Origin of the sequence: Candidatus Liberibacter solanacearum CLso-ZC1 (genome assembly GCF_000183665.1) — a bacterium.
GTDB lineage: Bacteria > Pseudomonadota > Alphaproteobacteria > Rhizobiales > Rhizobiaceae > Liberibacter > Liberibacter solanacearum.
This window is the reverse complement of the sequence record NC_014774.1, coordinates 217048-235629: the sequence shown is the minus strand read 5'-3', so window position 1 is coordinate 235629 and position 18582 is coordinate 217048. Positions and strand designations below refer to the sequence as shown.

Below are 18582 nucleotides of genomic sequence, written 5' to 3'. Positions count from 1 at the left end.
TTTGAAATATTCTGGATTTTTTTGGTAGCGATGTTATGACGTTTTTATTAGTTCCCGATCATATTGCCATTATTATGGATGGTAATGGGCGTTGGGCACGTGAACGAGGTCTTCCGCGTTATGCTGGGCATCGCAAAGGCATAGAGGTATTCAGTGAGATAGTTGTTGTTGCCACTGAAATAGGTGTAAAGAATCTTACCATCTTTGCTTTTTCGATTGATAATTGGCGTAGACCTAATTCTGAGATTACGCAAATTGTAAAATTAATTAATTCCTTTATTAATAAAGGATTTGATGTTTTGAAAAAAAACAATGTGAAAGTTCGTGTTATTGGAAATCGTTTAAGCTTAGATGATGATATTTTGCTTTTATTAAAAGAAATTGAAGAAAAAACGCAATTTAATACAGGATTGAAATTATTTATTGCTTTTAATTATAGTTCGCGTGATGAGATTTCTCGGGCTTTCAAAGGTATTTTAAAGGATATAGAATCTGGCTTTTTATGTTCGCATGATATGAGCAGTTCTTTGATTGCTAGATATTTAGATACATCAGATATTCCTGATCCAGATCTTATTATTCGCACAGGTGGCGAGAAGCGTTTGTCTGACTTTTTGCTTTGGCAGGCAGCTTATTCAGAATTTGTTTTTATACCAGAGTATTGGCCTGATTTTTCCCGAGAATTATTTTTATATGCGGTAGACCAATATGCTCTCCGTGACAGGCGGTTTGGTGGTTTATCTAAAAAAGAGATGGATGTTATTTGAATGTCACAAGAGCTGAGATTGAGGATTATTACCGGATTTTTGATGGCGTGCAGCTTGATCTTAATAGCTTGGATAGGCGGCATATGGTTTCGTCTGTGCATGATAATGATAGGTCTGTGCATTTACTATGAATGGCTACATATCACCAATTCATCGTTTTTAAGTTTAGGCGAAAAAATCATGAGGTTTATCGTTTTTTCTTTTGTTTTCTATATGATAATCATTGGTTTTTTTAAATTAGCTGCTTGCTTATTGATTTTATATTCTTTCGTAGATTGGATTATTTCTAGGGTGAAGAGTAGAGGTTTTTGGCATTCTTTAGGAATCGTTTACTCTGGATTGCCGCCAATTGCGCTTGCTTCTCTTCGTGGGGATGGTTTTGAGGGCTTTGTTATAGTTTTTTTTATTTTTTCTGTTGTATGGAGTACGGATGTTTTTGCATACTTTGTTGGTCGTTCTATAGGTGGAGCTAAAATAGCTCCAAATATTTCTCCTGGAAAAACTTGGTCGGGATCTTTAGGGGGATTGTTTTTTGGTGTTGGTATCGGCGTAGCTCTATTGTCTTGGTTTTATTCAAATTCCCTCCAGTCAGCGTGGGTTCTTTCTATGATGATCTCTATATCTTGTCAATTGGGTGATCTGTTTGAATCCTATGTTAAGAGGTGTTTTGGCGTTAAGCAATCGGGATGGTTGTTCCCGGGGCATGGTGGTGTGATGGATAGATTTGACGGGTTGATTTTTTCTTGTTTGACTATATCTGTGATCTCTTTTTTAGGAGATAGTAAGGGATATATAGGATTTTTTTAATAATATTTTTAAGTATATTGATGCAATCAGACGGTTTATTTGATTAAATATAGAGGGGTATATGATGTTTTTATTGGATTATTTACTATTATACTTTGGTTCTATTTTTATAATCGTTTTTATACATGAATTTGGACATTATATTGTAGCACGCTTGTGTAATGTGAGGGTGATTTCTTTTTCTATAGGATTTGGAGCTGAACTTATTGGATTTACGAGTCGTTCTGGTACGCGTTGGAAGGTTTCTGCTGTTCCTTTAGGGGGATATGTCCGTTTTTCAGAGGATGATCAGGATGTCCGTTCTTTTGTGTGTGCTGCATCGTGGAAAAAGATTCTGATTATATTAGCCGGTCCATTTGCAAATTGCATTATGGCTATTTTAATAAGTACATTTTTTTTCTATAAAACTGGAATGATAGAGTCAGTTATATTTGATGTATATCCTAATAGTCCTGCGGCTATTTCTGGCGTCAAAGCTGGAGATCGGATAGTATCGCTTGATGAAATGCCTGTCTCAACGTTTGATGATATTGCGCCTTATATAAGGGAAAATGTTTCGAAGGAAATAGTTGTCGGGGTCCATCGCGAATATGTCGGTATATTAAAGTTGAAAGTAGTGCCTTCTTTTCTTGATTTTGTTGATCGTTTTGGTGTAAAACGGCGAATTCCATCAATTGGAATTTCGTTCAATTATGATAAGACGCGATTGCAATATAGGACGGTTTCACAGTCTTTTTTGAGGGGATTAAAAGAGATGGGTTTGATAACGCAAAGGACTCTTAGTGTCTTGTCTAATATTTTTTCTCGAGATATAAAATATCAAATATCTGGGCCAATAGGTATTGCAAAGGCTGCGAAAGACTTTTCTGATCAGGGGTTTGATTCTTATATTGGATTTATATCTTTTTTTTCTTGGATGGCGGGTTTCATGAATTTATTGCCTATCCCGATTTTGGATGGCGGGAATGTAGTGATTTTTATTCTTGAAATGATAAGAAGGAAACCTCTCGAGGTTGCTGTTGCAAGAGTTATTACCGGGATTGGAATATGTATAATTTTAGTGTTGTTTATGCTAGGTATACGCAATGACATTTATGGGCTAATAAAGTAATGTAAATTATTATTAATTTTTAGTTTTCTCATATACATAAAGATGGCATTGGATAAAGGAATATATTTATTCGGATTTAGGAGTGGGTAAGTGGGCAAAGACAAAAAGGACTCGTATGGGGGTAAAGAGCAGTTGAAACAATATTTTCCAATATATCTCCGAATGGGATTTTTCCTTCTTTTTTGTTCTATTATTAGTGTTTCTGCGGTTCATGGTGCCAACGCATTTTCTGTCAGTAAAATTGAGGTTCAGGGTGCTACAGATATCGGTAGAAAGCTTGTTCTTTCCCGCATTCCTATAGTAGTAGGAAAATATTTTTCTGATAACGATTTAGATGATTCTGTAAAGCTAATTTATTCTACGGGATATTTTTCTGATGTAAAAATTAAGGTTATAGATTCTACACTTTTTATAGATTTGGTGGAAAATAAAATTATAAATGGGCTTGTTTTTATTGGGAACAATAACGTAAAAAACACTTATTTAGAGAGGTTGGTACGATCTCGTCCTACTACTGCGTATGATAAGGGTATCGTCAGTTCTGATGTGGTTAGAATCAAACAAGCCTATGCTTCTATAGGTTATTTGAATGTTTCGGTAGATGTGCAAGCTAATGTAGTTTCTCCGACAATGGTTTCCCTTGTTTACACCATTCAAGAAGGCGTTAAAACAAAGATCAATACAATTAGTTTTGTAGGGAATAAGGCTTATTCTAATACTAGATTAGAGCGAATTATTTCTATGAAAAAATCAGGTTATTTTTCATCTGGTGGGGTAGATATTTATAATGAAGATAAGTTGAGATTCGATGAGAATGCTATTCGTCAGTTTTATTACAATAGAGGATATGCGGGGATTAAAGTTTCTTCTCAAGCTATATTGGACAACAAAAAGAATTTATATGACTTGATTTTTAAGATTGATGAAGGTGAAATTTACAGGGTTGGGAATGTTACTATTCGATCTTCTTTGGAAGAAGCCAAGGATGAGAAATTACTTAGGTTGATTCAAGCTAAATCTGGTGCTGTATATAATCCTCAATGGATTGAAAAAACGATTAACAATATTTCAAAGTATTTTTTGTCTATCGGCAAATCATTTGTGCGCATGGATTCGCGGATTAATCGGGATGTTGCGAAAGGTATTGTAGATGTTGAATACCTTATTGATCAAGATTCCCCTGTGTATATAGCGCGTATAGAAATCGAAGGAAACGACGTATCGCATGATTTTGTAATTCGTCGTGAGCTTGGTTTTAGTGAAGGTGATCCTATTAACGCAATGATGATTGAGCGTGCTAAGCGTCGTATCAAGAATACAGGTTTTTTTTCTGAGGTGAATGTTTTTCAATTGCCAACAGATGTGCCTGATCGTGTGGTTTTGAAGATTCATGTAAAGCAATTGGATTCTACTTCCATAGGTATATCTCTTAATTATGGCTCAAACAAAAATTCCTCTGATTTAGAAGTTTTTTTTTCTGACAACAACTTGTTTGGGCGTGGTTATAAGCAGAGTATTGCGTTATCTTTAACCAATAAGGCTTATAGCTTTGAAAATCCGTATTTCTTGGGGAGTCGTATAGCGGCTGGTTTTGATCTTGGTCAATCAAAGCTTACGGAGTCTTTTGGAAACGTAGATAAACAACTGCATTCTGCACATGTTACGCTTCCTATCACTGAAACTATATCGGCAACCTCTAGCTATAGTTATAGATCGTTGCAATATCAGAGCGCTCCAGGAAAAGAAGTCTCTAGCGTATACAAATCATTAATAAATGGTAAAAAATTCATAACGCACGCTATATCTCAACATTTTGTATATAGTACGTTAGATAATCAGATCATGCCACGTGAAGGTTTGATGATGGTGTCCTCTTATGATTATGGGGGCTTTGGAGGGGATTCTAGATATCATCGGATAGGATTTAAAAGTTCGTTATTTCATCTTCTTTCAGATAATTTGGATATTATTGGTTCTTTGAAATTGGGATATGGATATATTATTCCTACCAATAAATATTTACAAATTTTTGACCAATTTTCGATAGATACAGATGATTTAAGGGGATTTGCAGATAAGGGTATAGGTCCGCGTGTAGATGGAGATGCTATTGGGGGTAAGATTTCTTTATCTGCGAGTGCGGCGATTAGTTTTCCTATGCCTTTCATTCCTCCTTCGATTGGTTTACGTGGTTCTTTTTTTGTTGATTCGGCTAATCTTTACGGAAATAATTTTCCTTGGCGTACAGTTGGTGGTAATTTAGAGGGCAGTGAGGGTTTTTTGCGTATTTCTACTGGAATAGGAATAAGTTGGGATCTTTCGTATGTAACAGCAGGTGTTTATTATGGTATACCACTACGCAAAAAATCGTATGATAAGAGTATGCGTATAGGTTTTTATATCGGGAATGCCGCAAGATAGATATATCTATTATTTGGAACAAAAGGGATGTTTTAAGTGCAAAGGTTGAGTTTTTTTTCATCCCATAAGGGTATATCCCTCATGAAATTAGCGGAAAGTATAGGTGCGTCTCTTTCAGATGGGGATTTTGGTAAAAGATTGGTTTTTTCGCTTTCCCCTGTTATGCGTGCATCGCAAGGAGATGTTTCTTGTATTTTCTCACGTAAATTTCTTAGTGATGTTGAGGAATGTAAAGCATCTGCAATAATTTGTAGTGTAGATATTATGCCATATATTCCAAAGCATATACCATGTTTGTTGTCGGACAAGCCCGAAGTTTCTTTTGCAATTGCAGGATCTATTTTATATCCTCAAGCGATGCGAATGGGATCGTCTTCTGATATTGTGGGAGGAATAAGTCCTAAAGCTTTTGTTGCAAAAGATGTTAATCTTGAAGAAGGGGTTGTCATTGAACCAATGGCGTTTATAGATTCTGGTGTTGAAATTGGACGTGGAACGTATGTGGGCCCAGGATCTGTTATAGGGAAAGGGGTTAGAATTGGGCGTGATTGTAGTATTGGCGCAGGTTCCAGTATTTATTCTTCGTTAATTGGGAACAATGTCATTGTACATTCGGGTGTAAGAATTGGGAATGATGGCTTTGGATATGCTCGTGATATGTCAACTATACATAAGATAGTTCATATTGGACGTGTGATTATTCAGGATAAAGTTGAAATTGGTGCTAATAGTGCGATTGATCGTGGTACAATGGATGATACTGTCATTGGAGAAAATACGAAGATTGATAATCAAGTGCAAATTGGGCATAATGTTCATATAGGTGTTGGATGTATTATTATTAGCCAGGTTGGTATCGCTGGTTCTACTTATATTGGGGATAATGTTTTGATAGCAGGACAATGTGGCATTGCTGGTCATATTAATATAGGTGATAATGTGCAGATTGCAGCTAAAAGCGGCGTTCATAAGAATATTCCAGCAGGACAGAAGTATGGTGGTATCCCAGCGCGTCCTATAAGGGATTATCTTCGTCATATGATTATGTTAAGTAAACCTAGTAAGTATTCTGATGATAAGGTAAAGAAAAAAAATGGTTAATAAGTTTGCGCAGTTAGGTGCAATAGATATTATCGAATTGATGAAGTTTTTGCCTCACAGGTATCCTTTTTTACTTGTGGATCGAATAATTGATATTAAAGGAGATGAATCTGCGATCGGCATTAAAAATGTTACGTTTAATGAACCTCATTTTATGGGTCATTTTCCTGGAATGCCTGTTATGCCTGGTGTTCTCATTCTTGAGGGTATGGCACAAACAGCAGGCGCTGTTTGTGCCATTCACAATGGTTTTGATAAGCATGAGCCAGCATATCTGATGTCTATTGACAAAGCTCGATTTCGTAAGCCAGTTGTTCCTGGAGATCGTTTAGAGTTCCATGTCCATAAATTACGGAATCGTTCTGATATTTGGAAGTTTCGTTGTCAGGCAAAAGTAGAAAATTGTGTTGTTTCTGAAGCGGATATTTGTGCGATTATTATGCGTGAGAAAAAAGGCAAAAATGAGTCGCGTTAGCAGTAAATCTTTTATCCATCCGATGGCTCTAGTAGAGGAAGGTGCTGTTATTGGACCAGATAGTGTTATAGGTCCATTTTGCAGAGTAGGTCCAGAAGTTGAAATAGGCTCTGGTGTCGAGTTATTGTCACATTCTGTTATAACTGGGAAAACTAAAGTGGGGGATTTTACAAAAATTTTTTCCATGGCGGTCATAGGTGGAGACACGCAAAGTATATTCCATGGTTTTGTTGGAACAGAGTTAGTTATCGGGAAAAAATGTGTGATCCGTGAAGGCGTGACTATAAATAGAGGAACGGTTGAACATGGTGGAAAAACTATCATAGGTGATAATAATTTTATTTTAGCTAATTCGCATATTGCGCATGACTGTATACTTGGAGATGGGATAGTTATGTCTAATAACGTAATGCTTGCGGGGCATGTGGTTGTTGAAGATGGAGTGGTTTTTGGCGGTGGTTCTGCTGTGCATCAGTTTGTACGTATTGGGCGTCATGCTTTTATAGGTGGACTGTCAGCTGTTTCTTATGATGTTGTGCCTTATGCTATATTAAATGGAAATCCAGGAAATATTAGAGGCATTAATGTTGTAGGAATGAAACGATTTGGTTTAAGTAAAAATACAATTTCTCGTGTTCGATCCGCATACAAAAAAATTTTTCAGTGTAGCGGCTCTATTTATGAGAATGCGGAAATTGTTCGTAGAGAGAATTCCAATTGTCCGGAAGTATTAAATATCGTTAGTTTTATTTTTGCTGAGCGGATTCGTCCTCTTTCAATTGCAAAACGTTAAAAAATCAGGATAATAAGTGAAGCGTCTTCTTATCATTGCTGGTTCTGGTATCTTACCCTATTATGTTGCCAAGGCTGCTCGGTTAAACAATGATGAGCCTGTGATTGCATCAGTTTTAAATGAATGTTCTTTTGATTGGAAAGATTTTGAATCCCAGGCATTGCCGTTAGGTGATTTATGTGTTTTGAGATCAATTTTGAATCAATATAATATAGGGCGGATTGTTGTGGCGGGAGCCATAAGTCGTCGTCCTAGTATACAAGATTTATGCTTTTCCATTAAGGATTCGTTCAAAATTCCAAAGCTGATATGGCAATTGGTTTCGGGTGGAGACGCTGCTATTTTAAAAGCAGTGATTGATTTTCTTGAGGGTTATGGGGTGAGTGTTGTTGGGGCACATGAAGTTGTCCCTGACTTGTTGACACAAAAAGGATCCTTAGGCTCTTGTATTCCTACCAAAGGTATCAAACGAGATATATTTTCTGCCATGAAGTCGGCAGAAGCTTTGTCTGATCTTGATATTGGGCAGTCTGCAGTCAGTGTTGGGGGTAGGGTTGTAGCTTTAGAAGGTATTGAAGGAACTGATTCTATGCTCCAACGCATTGTAGATTGTAGAAAAAATGGAAAGATTCTTGTTGGCAAATCTGGAGTATTGGTAAAGATGTTTAAATCACAACAAGATATGCGTGCTGATTTACCTTCTATCGGGTTAATGACAGTACAAAATGTGATTAAAGCGGGTCTTTCTGGGATTGCATTAGAATATGGTAAATCTCTTATTTTGGAAAAGGATCTTGTGAAGAAATCAGCTGATGAAGCTGGTATTTTTATTTATGGGATAGATCGTGAATTTAAAATATGAGTTCGGTTAAGATTGCTGTTATTGCGGGTGAGATATCAGGAGATATCCTTGCTGGCGACTTGATCAAATCTCTTAAAGAGATGATTCCTGACCCCATTAGTTTAGTAGGAGTTGGAGGAAGTTCTTTGCAAAAAGAAGGGCTTGTTTCTTTATTTGATTTCTCTGAACTGTCAATAATTGGAATTATGCAGGTTATCAAACATTTACCCCGATTTATTTGGCGTATTAATCAAACGGTAGAATTAATTGTTTTATCCAAGCCAGATGTTTTATTGATTGTTGATAATCCTGATTTTACTCATCGTGTGGCAAAACGCATTCGGAAAAGATTGCCCCAACTTCCAATCGTTAATTACGTTTGTCCAAGCGTTTGGGCGTGGCGTGAAGGACGCGCTCGTAATATGCGTTCATATATTGATCATGTTATCTCTATTCTTCCGTTTGAGGCAGAGGTTATGCGTAGACTAGAGGGGCCTTCTACAATATTTGTTGGTCATCCTTTGAGCGCTGATTCTACAGTATTAGAGGTTTATAATAAACAAAAGAACAAACAATATACTTCTTCTGAACAGAAAAAAATACTTTTGTTGCCGGGATCTCGAGCTAAAGAGATTTCTAAAATTTTGCCAATTTTTGGAAAGGCGATGATATCTCTTGTTAAGAGAAATCCCACTTTTAAATTTTCATTAGTCACAGTATCGTCGCAAGAAAATCTTGTGCGCCGGATAGTCTCGGGATGGGATATATGTCCTGAAATTATTGTGGGTGAAGAGCAAAAAAAGAAATTGTTTATGGAATGTGATGCTGCAATGGCAGCATCTGGTACAGTTATTTTAGAATTAGCGCTGTGTGGTATTCCTGTTGTTTCTGTTTATAAATCAGATTGGATTGTGAATTTTTTGAGTTTTTATATCAAGACATGGACTTGTGCTTTGCCTAATCTTATTATTGACTATCCTGCAGTTCCTGAGTATTTCAATAATATGATACGTTCTGAAGCATTAGTTCGTTGGATTGAAAGACTGTCCACTGATACTTGTCAGCGTCGTGCTATGTTAGATTCCTTTGAAACATTATGGAGTTATATGAGTACTAAAAGGCCAGCAGGTCAAGTGGCGGCGGAAGTAGTGCTTCAAGTATTGGAAAGGCAGGATAGTTCTTCTGTTTATTGAAAGATGATTGTTAATAAAGACGTTGCTGTTAGATTCCTATTATTTTTTATTTTATGGTAGGTTTCTTTTTATAATGGAATAGGTAAAGGATTTTTTGCATTTTTTGTGCCTTATAGATTATGATTAATAAAATCAAAATTAAGCGCTTAAATGTTAGTGAATTTCGTAACTATGTTTCCTTGCGGCTTGTATTCGATTCTCAGCAAACTATTTTTGTCGGGGATAATGGAGCAGGTAAAACTAATATTTTAGAGGCTATATCGTTATTATCTCCAGGTCGTGGATTGCGTCGTGCATCATATTCGGATGTAACCCGTATAGGATCTTTATCTTTGTTTTCTACTTTTGCATGCGTAGAAGGAATGGATGGATTGGCGGAGATATCCATAAAATTAGAATCAAAAGATGATAGAAGTATACGATGTTTGAGAATAAATGACGTTGCAATACGCGTTGTAGATGAACTAAATTCTCATTTAAGAGTTAGTTGGTTAGTTCCTTCTATGGATCGAATTTTCAGTGGTCCTTCTACAGAAAGACGTCGTTTCCTTGATAGAATGGTTTTTTCTATTGATCCAAGGCATAGACGTCGCATAATTGATTTTGAACGTTTAATGCGTGGTCGCAACCGTTTATTGTCTGAAGGTTGTTTTGATCCATCGTGGTGTAGTAGTATTGAATCGCAAATGGCAGGTTTAGGAGTAGAAATAGATATTGCGCGTGTAAAAATGATAGATGAACTATCTTCTTTAATGGCGGAATATATACAAAAAGAAAACTTTCCTCATGTTGAGTTAAATCTAACGGGATTTCTAGATGGTAAATTAAACCAATCTTTTCTTGAATTAAAACAAGAATATGTAAAAATTCTTTTTGATGGACGCAGAATTGATTCTATTGCAAGGCGTACCTTAATAGGACCGCATCGTAGTGATTTAGTTGTTGATTATTGTGATAAAGATATAAAAATAGTTCATGGTTCAACAGGAGAACAAAAGGTTGTTTTAGTTGGAATTTTTTTAGCGCATGCACGTCTAATATCTAATACAACCGGTTTTGCTCCTATCTTGTTGTTAGATGAAATTTCGGCACATCTTGATGAGGGTAGGCGCAATGCACTATTTCGAATTGTCAGTGATATAGGAAGTCAAATTTTTATAACTGGGACGGATAGATCAATGTTTTCTTCTCTTAGTGATACGGCAACATTTATGCGTATAGCTAATCATCAAGCATTTTATCTTTGATTTTTGGGAGCGCTGATTTTTTTAAATATTATTTTCTATAAAAAGTCCTCATAACGGCAATGAGACATTAAAATACGAGCTTTTGCTAAATCATCTGCAGTATCAACGCTTATTGCATTTGATTGGACTACTTTAACGTCAATGCGCATACCGTTTTCTAAAGCACGTAATTGTTCAAGAGATTCCCTTTTCTCTAGAATAGAGGGAGGAAGTTGAGTAAAGTGTTTTAATGCTTCGCGTCTATAAGCATAGATACCGAGATGTTGGTAAAATGGTCCTATGCCATAGGGGGCTTTAGAGCGTGTAAAATAAAGTGAACGCAAACATTCATTTTTAGACGGAGAGGTTACTATTTTCACAACATTTGGATCATCCACCCCTTTGCTATCATGAATTTCTGTTGCAATAGTTCCTATATCCACTATGGGATTTTGTAAAGGGAGGAGAGTGGCTGCTAAAATTTCAGGTTCTATGTTTGGAATATCTGCTTGTACATTGACAATTATTTTAGCTTTTTGTTCTGAATCTATAAGATTCAAAGCTTCAAATATGCGATCAGAGCCTGATTGGTGACTTGCATTGGTGATTATGGTTTCGAAACCTTCTCGAGACATGACTTCGCTTGTTTTTTTATCGTCAACGGCAATTATTACACGTCCAATATTTGCTTTTTGTGCACGGATAGCAGTATGGAATAGCATAGGCATTCCGTTTATATCGGCAAGAATTTTTCCAGGGATTCTTGTTGATTTTATTCGAGCGGGAATAATAATAAGGACATTTTCCATGATTTCTTTATTCTTCAATATGCTATGATTCATTGGATTTAATTATGGTGGTATAAGGAGACTTATCTTCAGAATACTATTAAATTTATTCTATAATATATAGGAAGAATTATATATTTTTAGATAATTACTATAAAAACTGATTGTTTTGTATAGAAACATTCTCGCTATTTGAATACTTCGCCAGGGTATATTCCCCAAATTTTTTTTTGCTTAATCCATCCTTCTACGTCTGAATTATATCCAAAACACCATTCTCCAGAGCATTCGCGTATTGTTAGTAAAACCCCAGGTTCAACTTTAGCAACGACTATGGATTGTGTTTCTGGTTTTTGATGTAAATCAATATATGGTCGATTCTTTTCTTTGCGATTCCATGGAGAAACGATAGCAGAACGTTTGTTGGAAAGTAAAATTTTGTTTATCCAACCAGTTGTTCCATCAACATCACGGATTTGTCTCCAGTTTTCATATTCCTGGATAATTTCAACTGGTAGACCTCTTATTAGGTATGTGCAAACAACAGTATATATTGTTCCAGGTCCTATACGAGCATTGGCGCGATTGGATTTAATTGTGACAAAACGTGGTATAAGTTGTTTTTTAGATATTTCTACCTCTTGGGAAAAGATAGGGGCTTGTACCACGTAGAAATATATTGCTAACGTAGAAATAAAAAAAATATGTGAAATTCTAGACATTTATCTTCTTATATCCAAATTATAAGGATTTTTTTGATTGTATGGCAGAATGATCTATTCTCCTTGGTATGTAAAGAAAGAAAAATAGTATGTTAAATATTTAGAAAAATTAAGCTAATAAGCTTAAATATATGTGATTCTTTTAATTGTTTATTTAAATTGGATAATTTATTTTTTGATATGCATCATGGGCAGTTGAAATTGCAAATTTAATGTAATAGTTGGTGATATTGGCTTGTTTTTTATATAAAGATCTCTAATAATTGCAGTGAGAGGTTGGGAGATGGACGCTATTCTTGTAAACCGGGTCAGGTCTGGAAAGAAGCAGCCCTAGCAATGTTATAGTGGGTCGTCTTTTCAGCCTCTCCTATTGGATTTCTTTAAAAAAGTTGTGAGAGAAGTTCCCTGTCTAAGTTTGAAAATAATTATTGTATTTTAGCGCGAAAGTATCGTCCCCAGAGTTTCTCTGACTTAATAGGGCAGGATCCTATGGTTAAGACTTTGGCTAATGCTTTTAAATCAGGTCGTATAGCACAATCTTATATGTTGTCTGGCACGAGGGGTATTGGAAAAACTACTACTGCTCGCATTATCGCGCGATCTTTAAATTATAAAACGGCTGATGTAGATATTCCTACAGTAGAATTTGAGGGATTTGGAGAGCATTGCCAATCAATAATACAGGGAAATCATGTTGATGTAGTTGAGCTGGATGCTGCTTCTCATACAAGTATTGATGATGTTCGTGAAATAATTGAACAAATGTATTATAAGCCCATATCTGCGCGTTTTAAGGTTTATATCATGGATGAAGTGCAGATGTTATCTACAGCTGCTTTTAATGGTTTGTTAAAAACCCTTGAAGAGCCTCCTCCACATGTAAAATTTATATTTGCTACTACAGAGATTCGTAAAGTTCCAATAACGGTATTGTCTCGGTGTCAGCGTTTCGATTTACATCGAATATCTATTGGAAATCTCATTGGATTATTTACAAAAATTTTGCGCCAAGAATCGATAGAATCTGACCCTGAATCTATTGCAATGATTGCGCGAGCATCTGATGGATCAGTGCGTGATGGACTTTCTTTGTTGGATCAGGCTATTGCGCGATGTGGCGATAAAATTGAGGCATCTACTGTGCGTTTGATGCTTGCGCTTGCTGATCGGAATCGAATAATGGATTTGTTCGGGTATTTAATAAAAGGGGATATTGTTAAGGCGTTACAGGAATTTTCTTTACAATATGATTCTGGCGCAAATCCTTCGGTCGTCCTCTACGGTCTCGCCGATTTTACCCATTTGGTTACAAGAATTAAATACGTTCCAGAAATGGCGGATACTTTATTATATAGTGAAGCTGAAAATTTACGAGCATCTGGATATGCAAAAGAAGTATCTGTCACCGTTCTTTCTCGTTTTTGGCAAATGATTTTGAAAGGTCTTTCTGAGATAGAGGGTTTTTCGCGTCCTATGGAAGCTGTTGAAATGATTTTAATACGTTTGGCACATTCTGTTCAGTTGCCCTCTCCAGAAGAAATTGCGCACTATATAGTGGAAGAAAAACAAAAAAAAAAATGATTTCTTGAGTTCTCCAGCTCTCCTTACTCGTGTTGCAAAGATCCAAAAGGATATACCATCTAATAAATCTTTTCCCTCAGGTGATAATGAGGTTGTTGAAAAGCCAAACATGTTGAGTGTAGAATTGAGTTCACGTGCTTCCGATGATTATATGGAGCGATTAACTGAGTTATGTGAGAATAATCATGATGATAATCTTAAGGAGATGTCGCAGAAATTTCTTCGTGTTTTTTATTTTGAAATAGGAATATTAGAAGTAGCTTGTTCTAAAGATGCTCCTGAGGGATTTGTCGAGAATCTTGTCAAGAATCTTAAAAATTGGACAGGAAAAAATTGGGAAATAAGATTCGCTTTAGAACAATGTTATGATAATTTTCGCATAGGTGCAGATATTCAAGCCGTTCGTGCTATTTTCCCTAATGCTCAAGTTGTTAGTATCCGTACTTTCTCTCATTCATAATGATGGGAAATAAGTGTATATGAAGTTTATCTTTATAGAGAATCTTTGATAATGGAGGTGATTATATATGAATATAATGAAAATGATGGGGCAGTTTAAAGAAATCCAAGGGAAAATGGAAAAAATGAAGTCATCAATTATGGCTTTAGAAGTGGAAGGAAATGCTGGGGGAGGTATGGTTCGTGTTCGTTTGAATGGAAAGCATATGCTTCTAGAAGTGAAAATTGAGGATTCTTTGTTATGCAAAGAAAATTCTGAAATATTAGAAGATTTGATAGTTGCAGCTCACAATGATGCTCATAAAAAAATAGAAGATCTTGTTGCGGAAAAAACTCAAGAAGCAACAGCAGGATTGTCGCTTCCTCCTGGATTAAACTTGCCTTTATAAGGGCAGGATTTTAAATATAACTTCGACTTTTTTATAATCTTTAGAGTAGATCAATTGTTAATGGTATAAATTTTTCATTAAACCTGAAGGAATGGATTTGAGAAAGATAGGCAAAAGTACTATCGGCGGTTTTCCAAAGAAACTCTATAATTTTTGTTCTGTTTTAGAGGGATGTCTAGTGTGAAAAAAAAAATAACAGGGATAGAAATTGAAAATCTTATTAAAATGTTAGCGCGTATTCCAGGATTTGGACCTCGTTCTGCTAGGAGGGCGACTTTGCATTTGGTTAAGAAAAAGGAACAATTGTTAGGTCCATTAGCGGACACTATGGCGGATATATATAAAAAAGTTTGTTTGTGTTCTATTTGTGGAAATATTGATACTATAGATCCTTGTATTATTTGCATAGATGAGCAGCGTGATAGTTCTGTAATTGTGGTAATAGAAGATGTAGCTGATTTATGGGCTTTAGAGCGTGCTGGAGCGGTAAATGCGCTTTATCATGTTCTTGGTGGAACCCTTTCCCCTCTGGATAGCATTGGTCCAGAGGATATAGGAATACAATCTTTGATAGAGAGAATCAAAGTTAAAAAAATTCGCGAACTAATTCTTGCTATTAGTGCTACGATTGAGGGGCAGACTACAGCTCATTACATTATGGATAAACTTAAAAATATGAATATTAAAATCACTCGGTTGGCATATGGTATCCCTATAGGCAGTGAGTTAGACTATCTTGATGAAGGGACGCTTTTTGAGGCGATTCGTTCTCGCACCGTTTTATAAACAATAATTTTTCTTTGTTTTTTATTATGAAAATAATTTTTAATTGTAGCGGGAAAAGTTTATTTTTTTAAAGAAATTTTCCTGGATTCATGATACCAGCAGGATCAAAGGTTTCCTTGATTTTTTTCATTAGCATCATTTCTGTGGGATCAAGTATTCTTCCTAATCTTTCTTTATGGAGTTGTCCAATGCCGTGTTCAGCAGCAATAGATCCTCCATAAGATAAAACGACGGAATAAACGATATTATTTATTTCGTTCCAATTTTGGGATAAGAATTCCTCTGGATTATCGTTAGTTGGTGGGAAAACATTAAAGTGAATATTTCCATCTCCTATATGCCCGAACAAACCTATGCGTGTTGTAGGAAAAACAGATAATACGGCATTTGTTACTTCTTTCAGGAAAGATGGTATGTCCTTTATAGGGATTGAAATATCATGTTTGATAGATCTTCCTTCTTTTTTTTGTGCTAAGGGGACATTGTTGCGTAGATACCAGATTGAGTTTTCCCTCTCGTCAGTATCAGAAGAAGATAATATCCATTCAGTTACTATCTCTTTTTTAAATCCTTCTGATAAGATGGTATCAATTATCTCATAGGCTTTCTCTTTTATTGCTGTAGTAGAAATTTCTAGCAATATATACCAAGGAGATGATTGTTTTAGAGTGGGGAAATTGTATGGAATATGCTTTATAACTAACTCTAATATTGAATCAGAAATTAATTCAAAAGCCGTAAGCGTATTATCTGAAATTTTTTGAGAGAGCTGTAGTAATTGAAGAGCTTTTTCAAGGGAGTTTACTGCGATCAATGCAACTTGTTTCCCAGTTGGATAAGGAAATAGTTTAAGTACAGCGCCAGTAATGATGCCTAGTGTTCCTTCTGATCCTATCAATAAATCTCGCACATCATAACAGCTATTATCTTTTATCAGTTTACGCATGCCATTCCAAGTTTCGCCAGTAGGAAGAACAGCTTCTATTCCTAAACAGAGATCTCTTATATTGCCATAGGATAATACAGCTGTTCCTCCTGCGTTAGTTGCAAGGTTTCCTCCTATCTGACAGAATTGTTCTGATGGAAGGGAAAGGGGAAAGAGTCGATGGTATTTTTCTGCTAATTTTCGTACGTTTAAGAGATTTATGCCAGCATCAACCGAAATAGTATTGCTTATTAAGTCAATATCTCGGATGCGATTCATACGCTCAAGCGATAGAATGATATCTTTTTTATTTCTACGTGGTATTTGTCCGCCAACAAGCCCTGTGTTTCCCCCTTGTGGTGTGATTGGCGTTCTTGTTGCTGTAGCTAATTTTAGAATTTGGGATACTTCATTCGTACAAGATGGGAGCAAGACGAGAGGAGATGTCCCATGATAAAGATTTCTTTCTTCTTTGAGATAAGGTGATATGAGTTGTTGGTCTTGTAATATTCCTTCTTGTCCCACAATAGATGTGAATTTCTGAACTAGGTCAGGAGATAATTTATTCATGGAATTGTCCTTGAATTAGATTAAGGGCGTGGTGCAGCTGCTCTTTCAAGCCTATTATTAATAGCTATACCTAATCCATGGTTGGGTATAGGGCTAAAAGCAATAGAAATCGCACCGCTGTCATCAGCTATTTTCATATAATTAAATAGATTAAATGCTGCTTCTTTTAATTTTCCAGATTTGCTTAAGTTTAGGGATATGATGGCATTCTTACTATTTTTAATGGGGAAATTAGCGAAACGAATCAAGGCCTCTCCAGGATTGATATGGGTGGCTCTCAGCCTTACTTGAGATCGTGGTGCGTAGTGTGATTGTAACCTTCCTGGAGATAGAGGTGTAGCTGTCTCGCTAGTGGAATATTCTATTTTCCCTCCTATAGCTTTTTCGATTTTGTCTATTTCCAATCCACCTGGACGTAAAATATGAATTGTTTGGTCATGTTTGACGTTAACAATAGTTGATTCTAAGCCAATTTTAGAAATCCCTCCATCGATAGCCAGTGGTATTTGTTTGCAAATAGGAGAAGATAAAATGTGTTGAATGTTAGTTGTGCTTATTTGTCCAGATATATTAGCGGATGGAATTGCTAAAGGATAGCCATAGGTATCAATCAGCTTTTTGGCAAAGCCACGTGGAACTCGAAAACAGGCTGTGTTGAGGTTAGAGATGGCTAATGGATGAATATCATTTTCCGACAAAAGGTCTAGTACGAGAGTTAGGGGACCTGGCCAAAATAATTTTGATAAATGCAACGAAAGGTCATCAATATGTGCATACTTCTTTACCATAGAAATATTACTTACATGACATATCAAAGGATTGGTAGGAGGGCGTTGTTTTATTTCATAAAGACGACGGATAGCCGAAGGATCCCTGGCGTTAACGGCTAAACCATAAACAGTTTCAGTCGGAATCACTATGGGTAGTCCAGCATCTAGAAATTCACATGCTTGTTGCAGAACATCGGAATCTGTAATAGACATAATTCGCATCATAAATATGTCTTATACAGTTTTTTAAAGGTTTTTTCTATCTTTTAAATTAAGCCTAGACAGTTTCTTTGATCTTCAGTTCAGCTAGCGAAAATTGCATATCAGCAATCGGATATTTTTTTTAAGATTGAAATGACTAGATACTGCTGTATTCTTCGAAAACGCGTTTATTCGGAGAATTGGGCGTATGCTTCAAGTGAATGTAAAAGGTAGTGTGCTTTGAGGGATAAAAATATCCAACGATTGGTCTTGAGGCGAGAAATTGTAGAAAAATTGTTATTTTAATCAAAAGTCTTACCTGAAAAAAAGGCAAGAGCAATTCTAACATAAAATAACTTTAAATCCATTGCTTGAATTATAATTTGGCGTATTCGACAGGGTTTATAAGTGATCAAAGTCACATAACATCAAGATAAGATTTGTATTTATTCCATGCATCACAAGACTCATAGTAGACTTTGTTGTCTTTTTTCTATTTTCCATTCCTTAGAAGCTCTTTTTCTTAGTCTTGGAACAAATTCATTGTCATAAAATTTTTTTTTATATTTAAGCAACAACTCTTCTTTACGTTTTCTGCTTTCTTTTATTTTTCCCGATGCCTTTCTAAATTTACGGCTTTTTTTCCCTATGTACCG

General features: G+C 35.9%; 17 protein-coding genes, 1 other RNA gene and 1 pseudogene. 15 read left to right on the top strand and 4 right to left on the bottom strand.

Annotated elements, in window-relative coordinates:
* The first annotated feature begins 35 nt into the window (after window positions 1-35).
* The 10 genes from uppS to recF all read left to right on the top strand — a co-directional run bounded on the left by uppS (window position 36) and on the right by recF (window position 10756).
* The gene (uppS, locus tag CKC_RS01160) at window positions 36-767 is read left to right on the top strand and encodes a polyprenyl diphosphate synthase (protein WP_013461649.1); all 732 of its coding nucleotides are present in this window, start codon (window positions 36-38) and stop codon (window positions 765-767) included.
* Window positions 768-1574, top strand: coding sequence for a phosphatidate cytidylyltransferase (locus tag CKC_RS01155; protein ID WP_013461648.1), 807 nt, complete (start codon window positions 768-770; stop codon window positions 1572-1574). It abuts the gene before it with no gap.
* 61 nt (window positions 1575-1635) lie between these two features.
* Window positions 1636-2685, top strand: coding sequence for a M50 family metallopeptidase (locus CKC_RS01150; protein ID WP_244391967.1), 1050 nt, complete (start codon window positions 1636-1638; stop codon window positions 2683-2685).
* Between the two features lie 90 nt (window positions 2686-2775).
* Window positions 2776-5106 carry an outer membrane protein assembly factor BamA gene (gene bamA / locus CKC_RS01145; RefSeq protein WP_013461646.1) on the top strand — a complete coding sequence of 777 codons (2331 nt, stop codon included), beginning with the start codon at window positions 2776-2778 and terminating at the stop codon, window positions 5104-5106.
* 36 nt (window positions 5107-5142) lie between these two features.
* The gene (lpxD, locus tag CKC_RS01140) at window positions 5143-6207 is read left to right on the top strand and encodes a UDP-3-O-(3-hydroxymyristoyl)glucosamine N-acyltransferase (protein WP_044054054.1); all 1065 of its coding nucleotides are present in this window, start codon (window positions 5143-5145) and stop codon (window positions 6205-6207) included.
* Window positions 6200-6682, top strand: a complete 483-nt coding sequence (gene fabZ / locus CKC_RS01135; RefSeq protein WP_013461644.1) for a 3-hydroxyacyl-ACP dehydratase FabZ — start codon at window positions 6200-6202, stop codon at window positions 6680-6682. The genes lpxD and fabZ overlap by 8 nt, the downstream gene beginning before the upstream one ends.
* A complete protein-coding gene (gene lpxA, locus CKC_RS01130) occupies window positions 6669-7475 on the top strand; it encodes an acyl-ACP--UDP-N-acetylglucosamine O-acyltransferase (protein WP_013461643.1) in 807 nt (268 codons plus the stop codon). Before fabZ ends, lpxA begins: the two co-directional genes overlap by 14 nt.
* Window positions 7476-7491: 16 nt before the next feature.
* Window positions 7492-8337, top strand: coding sequence for an LpxI family protein (locus tag CKC_RS01125; RefSeq protein WP_013461642.1), 846 nt, complete (start codon window positions 7492-7494; stop codon window positions 8335-8337).
* The gene (gene lpxB / locus CKC_RS01120; protein WP_013461641.1) at window positions 8334-9509 is read left to right on the top strand and encodes a lipid-A-disaccharide synthase; all 1176 of its coding nucleotides are present in this window, start codon (window positions 8334-8336) and stop codon (window positions 9507-9509) included. Before CKC_RS01125 ends, lpxB begins: the two co-directional genes overlap by 4 nt.
* Window positions 9510-9628: 119 nt before the next feature.
* Window positions 9629-10756 carry a DNA replication/repair protein RecF gene (gene recF, locus CKC_RS01115; RefSeq protein WP_013461640.1) on the top strand — a complete coding sequence of 376 codons (1128 nt, stop codon included), beginning with the start codon at window positions 9629-9631 and terminating at the stop codon, window positions 10754-10756.
* Window positions 10757-10791: 35 nt separating this feature from the next.
* Here recF and CKC_RS01110 read toward each other — a convergent pair whose 3' ends face one another.
* Together CKC_RS01110 and CKC_RS01105 are read right to left on the bottom strand one after the other, a co-directional pair.
* On the bottom strand, window positions 10792-11544 hold the full coding sequence (locus tag CKC_RS01110) for a 3-deoxy-manno-octulosonate cytidylyltransferase (protein WP_013461639.1): 753 nt from the start codon (window positions 11542-11544) through the stop codon (window positions 10792-10794).
* A 167-nt stretch (window positions 11545-11711) separates the two neighbouring features.
* Window positions 11712-12245 (bottom strand): SH3 domain-containing protein, encoded by a 534-nt coding sequence (locus tag CKC_RS01105; RefSeq protein ID WP_013461638.1) that lies wholly within the window; start codon window positions 12243-12245, stop codon window positions 11712-11714.
* A gap of 272 nt (window positions 12246-12517) precedes the next feature.
* Here CKC_RS01105 and ffs point away from each other — a divergent pair.
* The 5 genes and pseudogenes from ffs to recR all read left to right on the top strand — a co-directional run bounded on the left by ffs (window position 12518) and on the right by recR (window position 15460).
* An RNA gene (ffs, locus tag CKC_RS05900) (signal recognition particle sRNA small type) lies at window positions 12518-12613 on the top strand.
* Between the two features lie 37 nt (window positions 12614-12650).
* Window positions 12651-13805: pseudogene (locus CKC_RS01100) on the top strand (DNA polymerase III subunit gamma/tau); the annotation flags it as partial.
* 25 nt (window positions 13806-13830) lie between these two features.
* Window positions 13831-14286 carry a DNA polymerase III subunits gamma and tau gene (locus CKC_RS01095; RefSeq protein ID WP_013461636.1) on the top strand — a complete coding sequence of 152 codons (456 nt, stop codon included), beginning with the start codon at window positions 13831-13833 and terminating at the stop codon, window positions 14284-14286.
* A gap of 67 nt (window positions 14287-14353) precedes the next feature.
* Complete coding sequence (locus CKC_RS01090; protein ID WP_013461635.1) at window positions 14354-14674, top strand: YbaB/EbfC family nucleoid-associated protein; 321 nt, start codon at window positions 14354-14356, stop codon at window positions 14672-14674.
* Window positions 14675-14854: 180 nt separating this feature from the next.
* Window positions 14855-15460 carry a recombination mediator RecR gene (gene recR, locus CKC_RS01085; protein WP_013461634.1) on the top strand — a complete coding sequence of 202 codons (606 nt, stop codon included), beginning with the start codon at window positions 14855-14857 and terminating at the stop codon, window positions 15458-15460.
* Window positions 15461-15527: 67 nt separating this feature from the next.
* Here recR and CKC_RS01080 read toward each other — a convergent pair whose 3' ends face one another.
* Both CKC_RS01080 and CKC_RS01075 read right to left on the bottom strand, forming a co-directional pair.
* Window positions 15528-16955, bottom strand: coding sequence for an FAD-binding oxidoreductase (locus CKC_RS01080; protein ID WP_013461633.1), 1428 nt, complete (start codon window positions 16953-16955; stop codon window positions 15528-15530).
* A 20-nt stretch (window positions 16956-16975) separates the two neighbouring features.
* Window positions 16976-17938: an L-threonylcarbamoyladenylate synthase gene (locus tag CKC_RS01075; protein WP_013461632.1), complete on the bottom strand. Its 963-nt coding sequence runs from the start codon at window positions 17936-17938 to the stop codon at window positions 16976-16978.
* Between the last annotated feature and the right edge of the window lie 644 nt (window positions 17939-18582).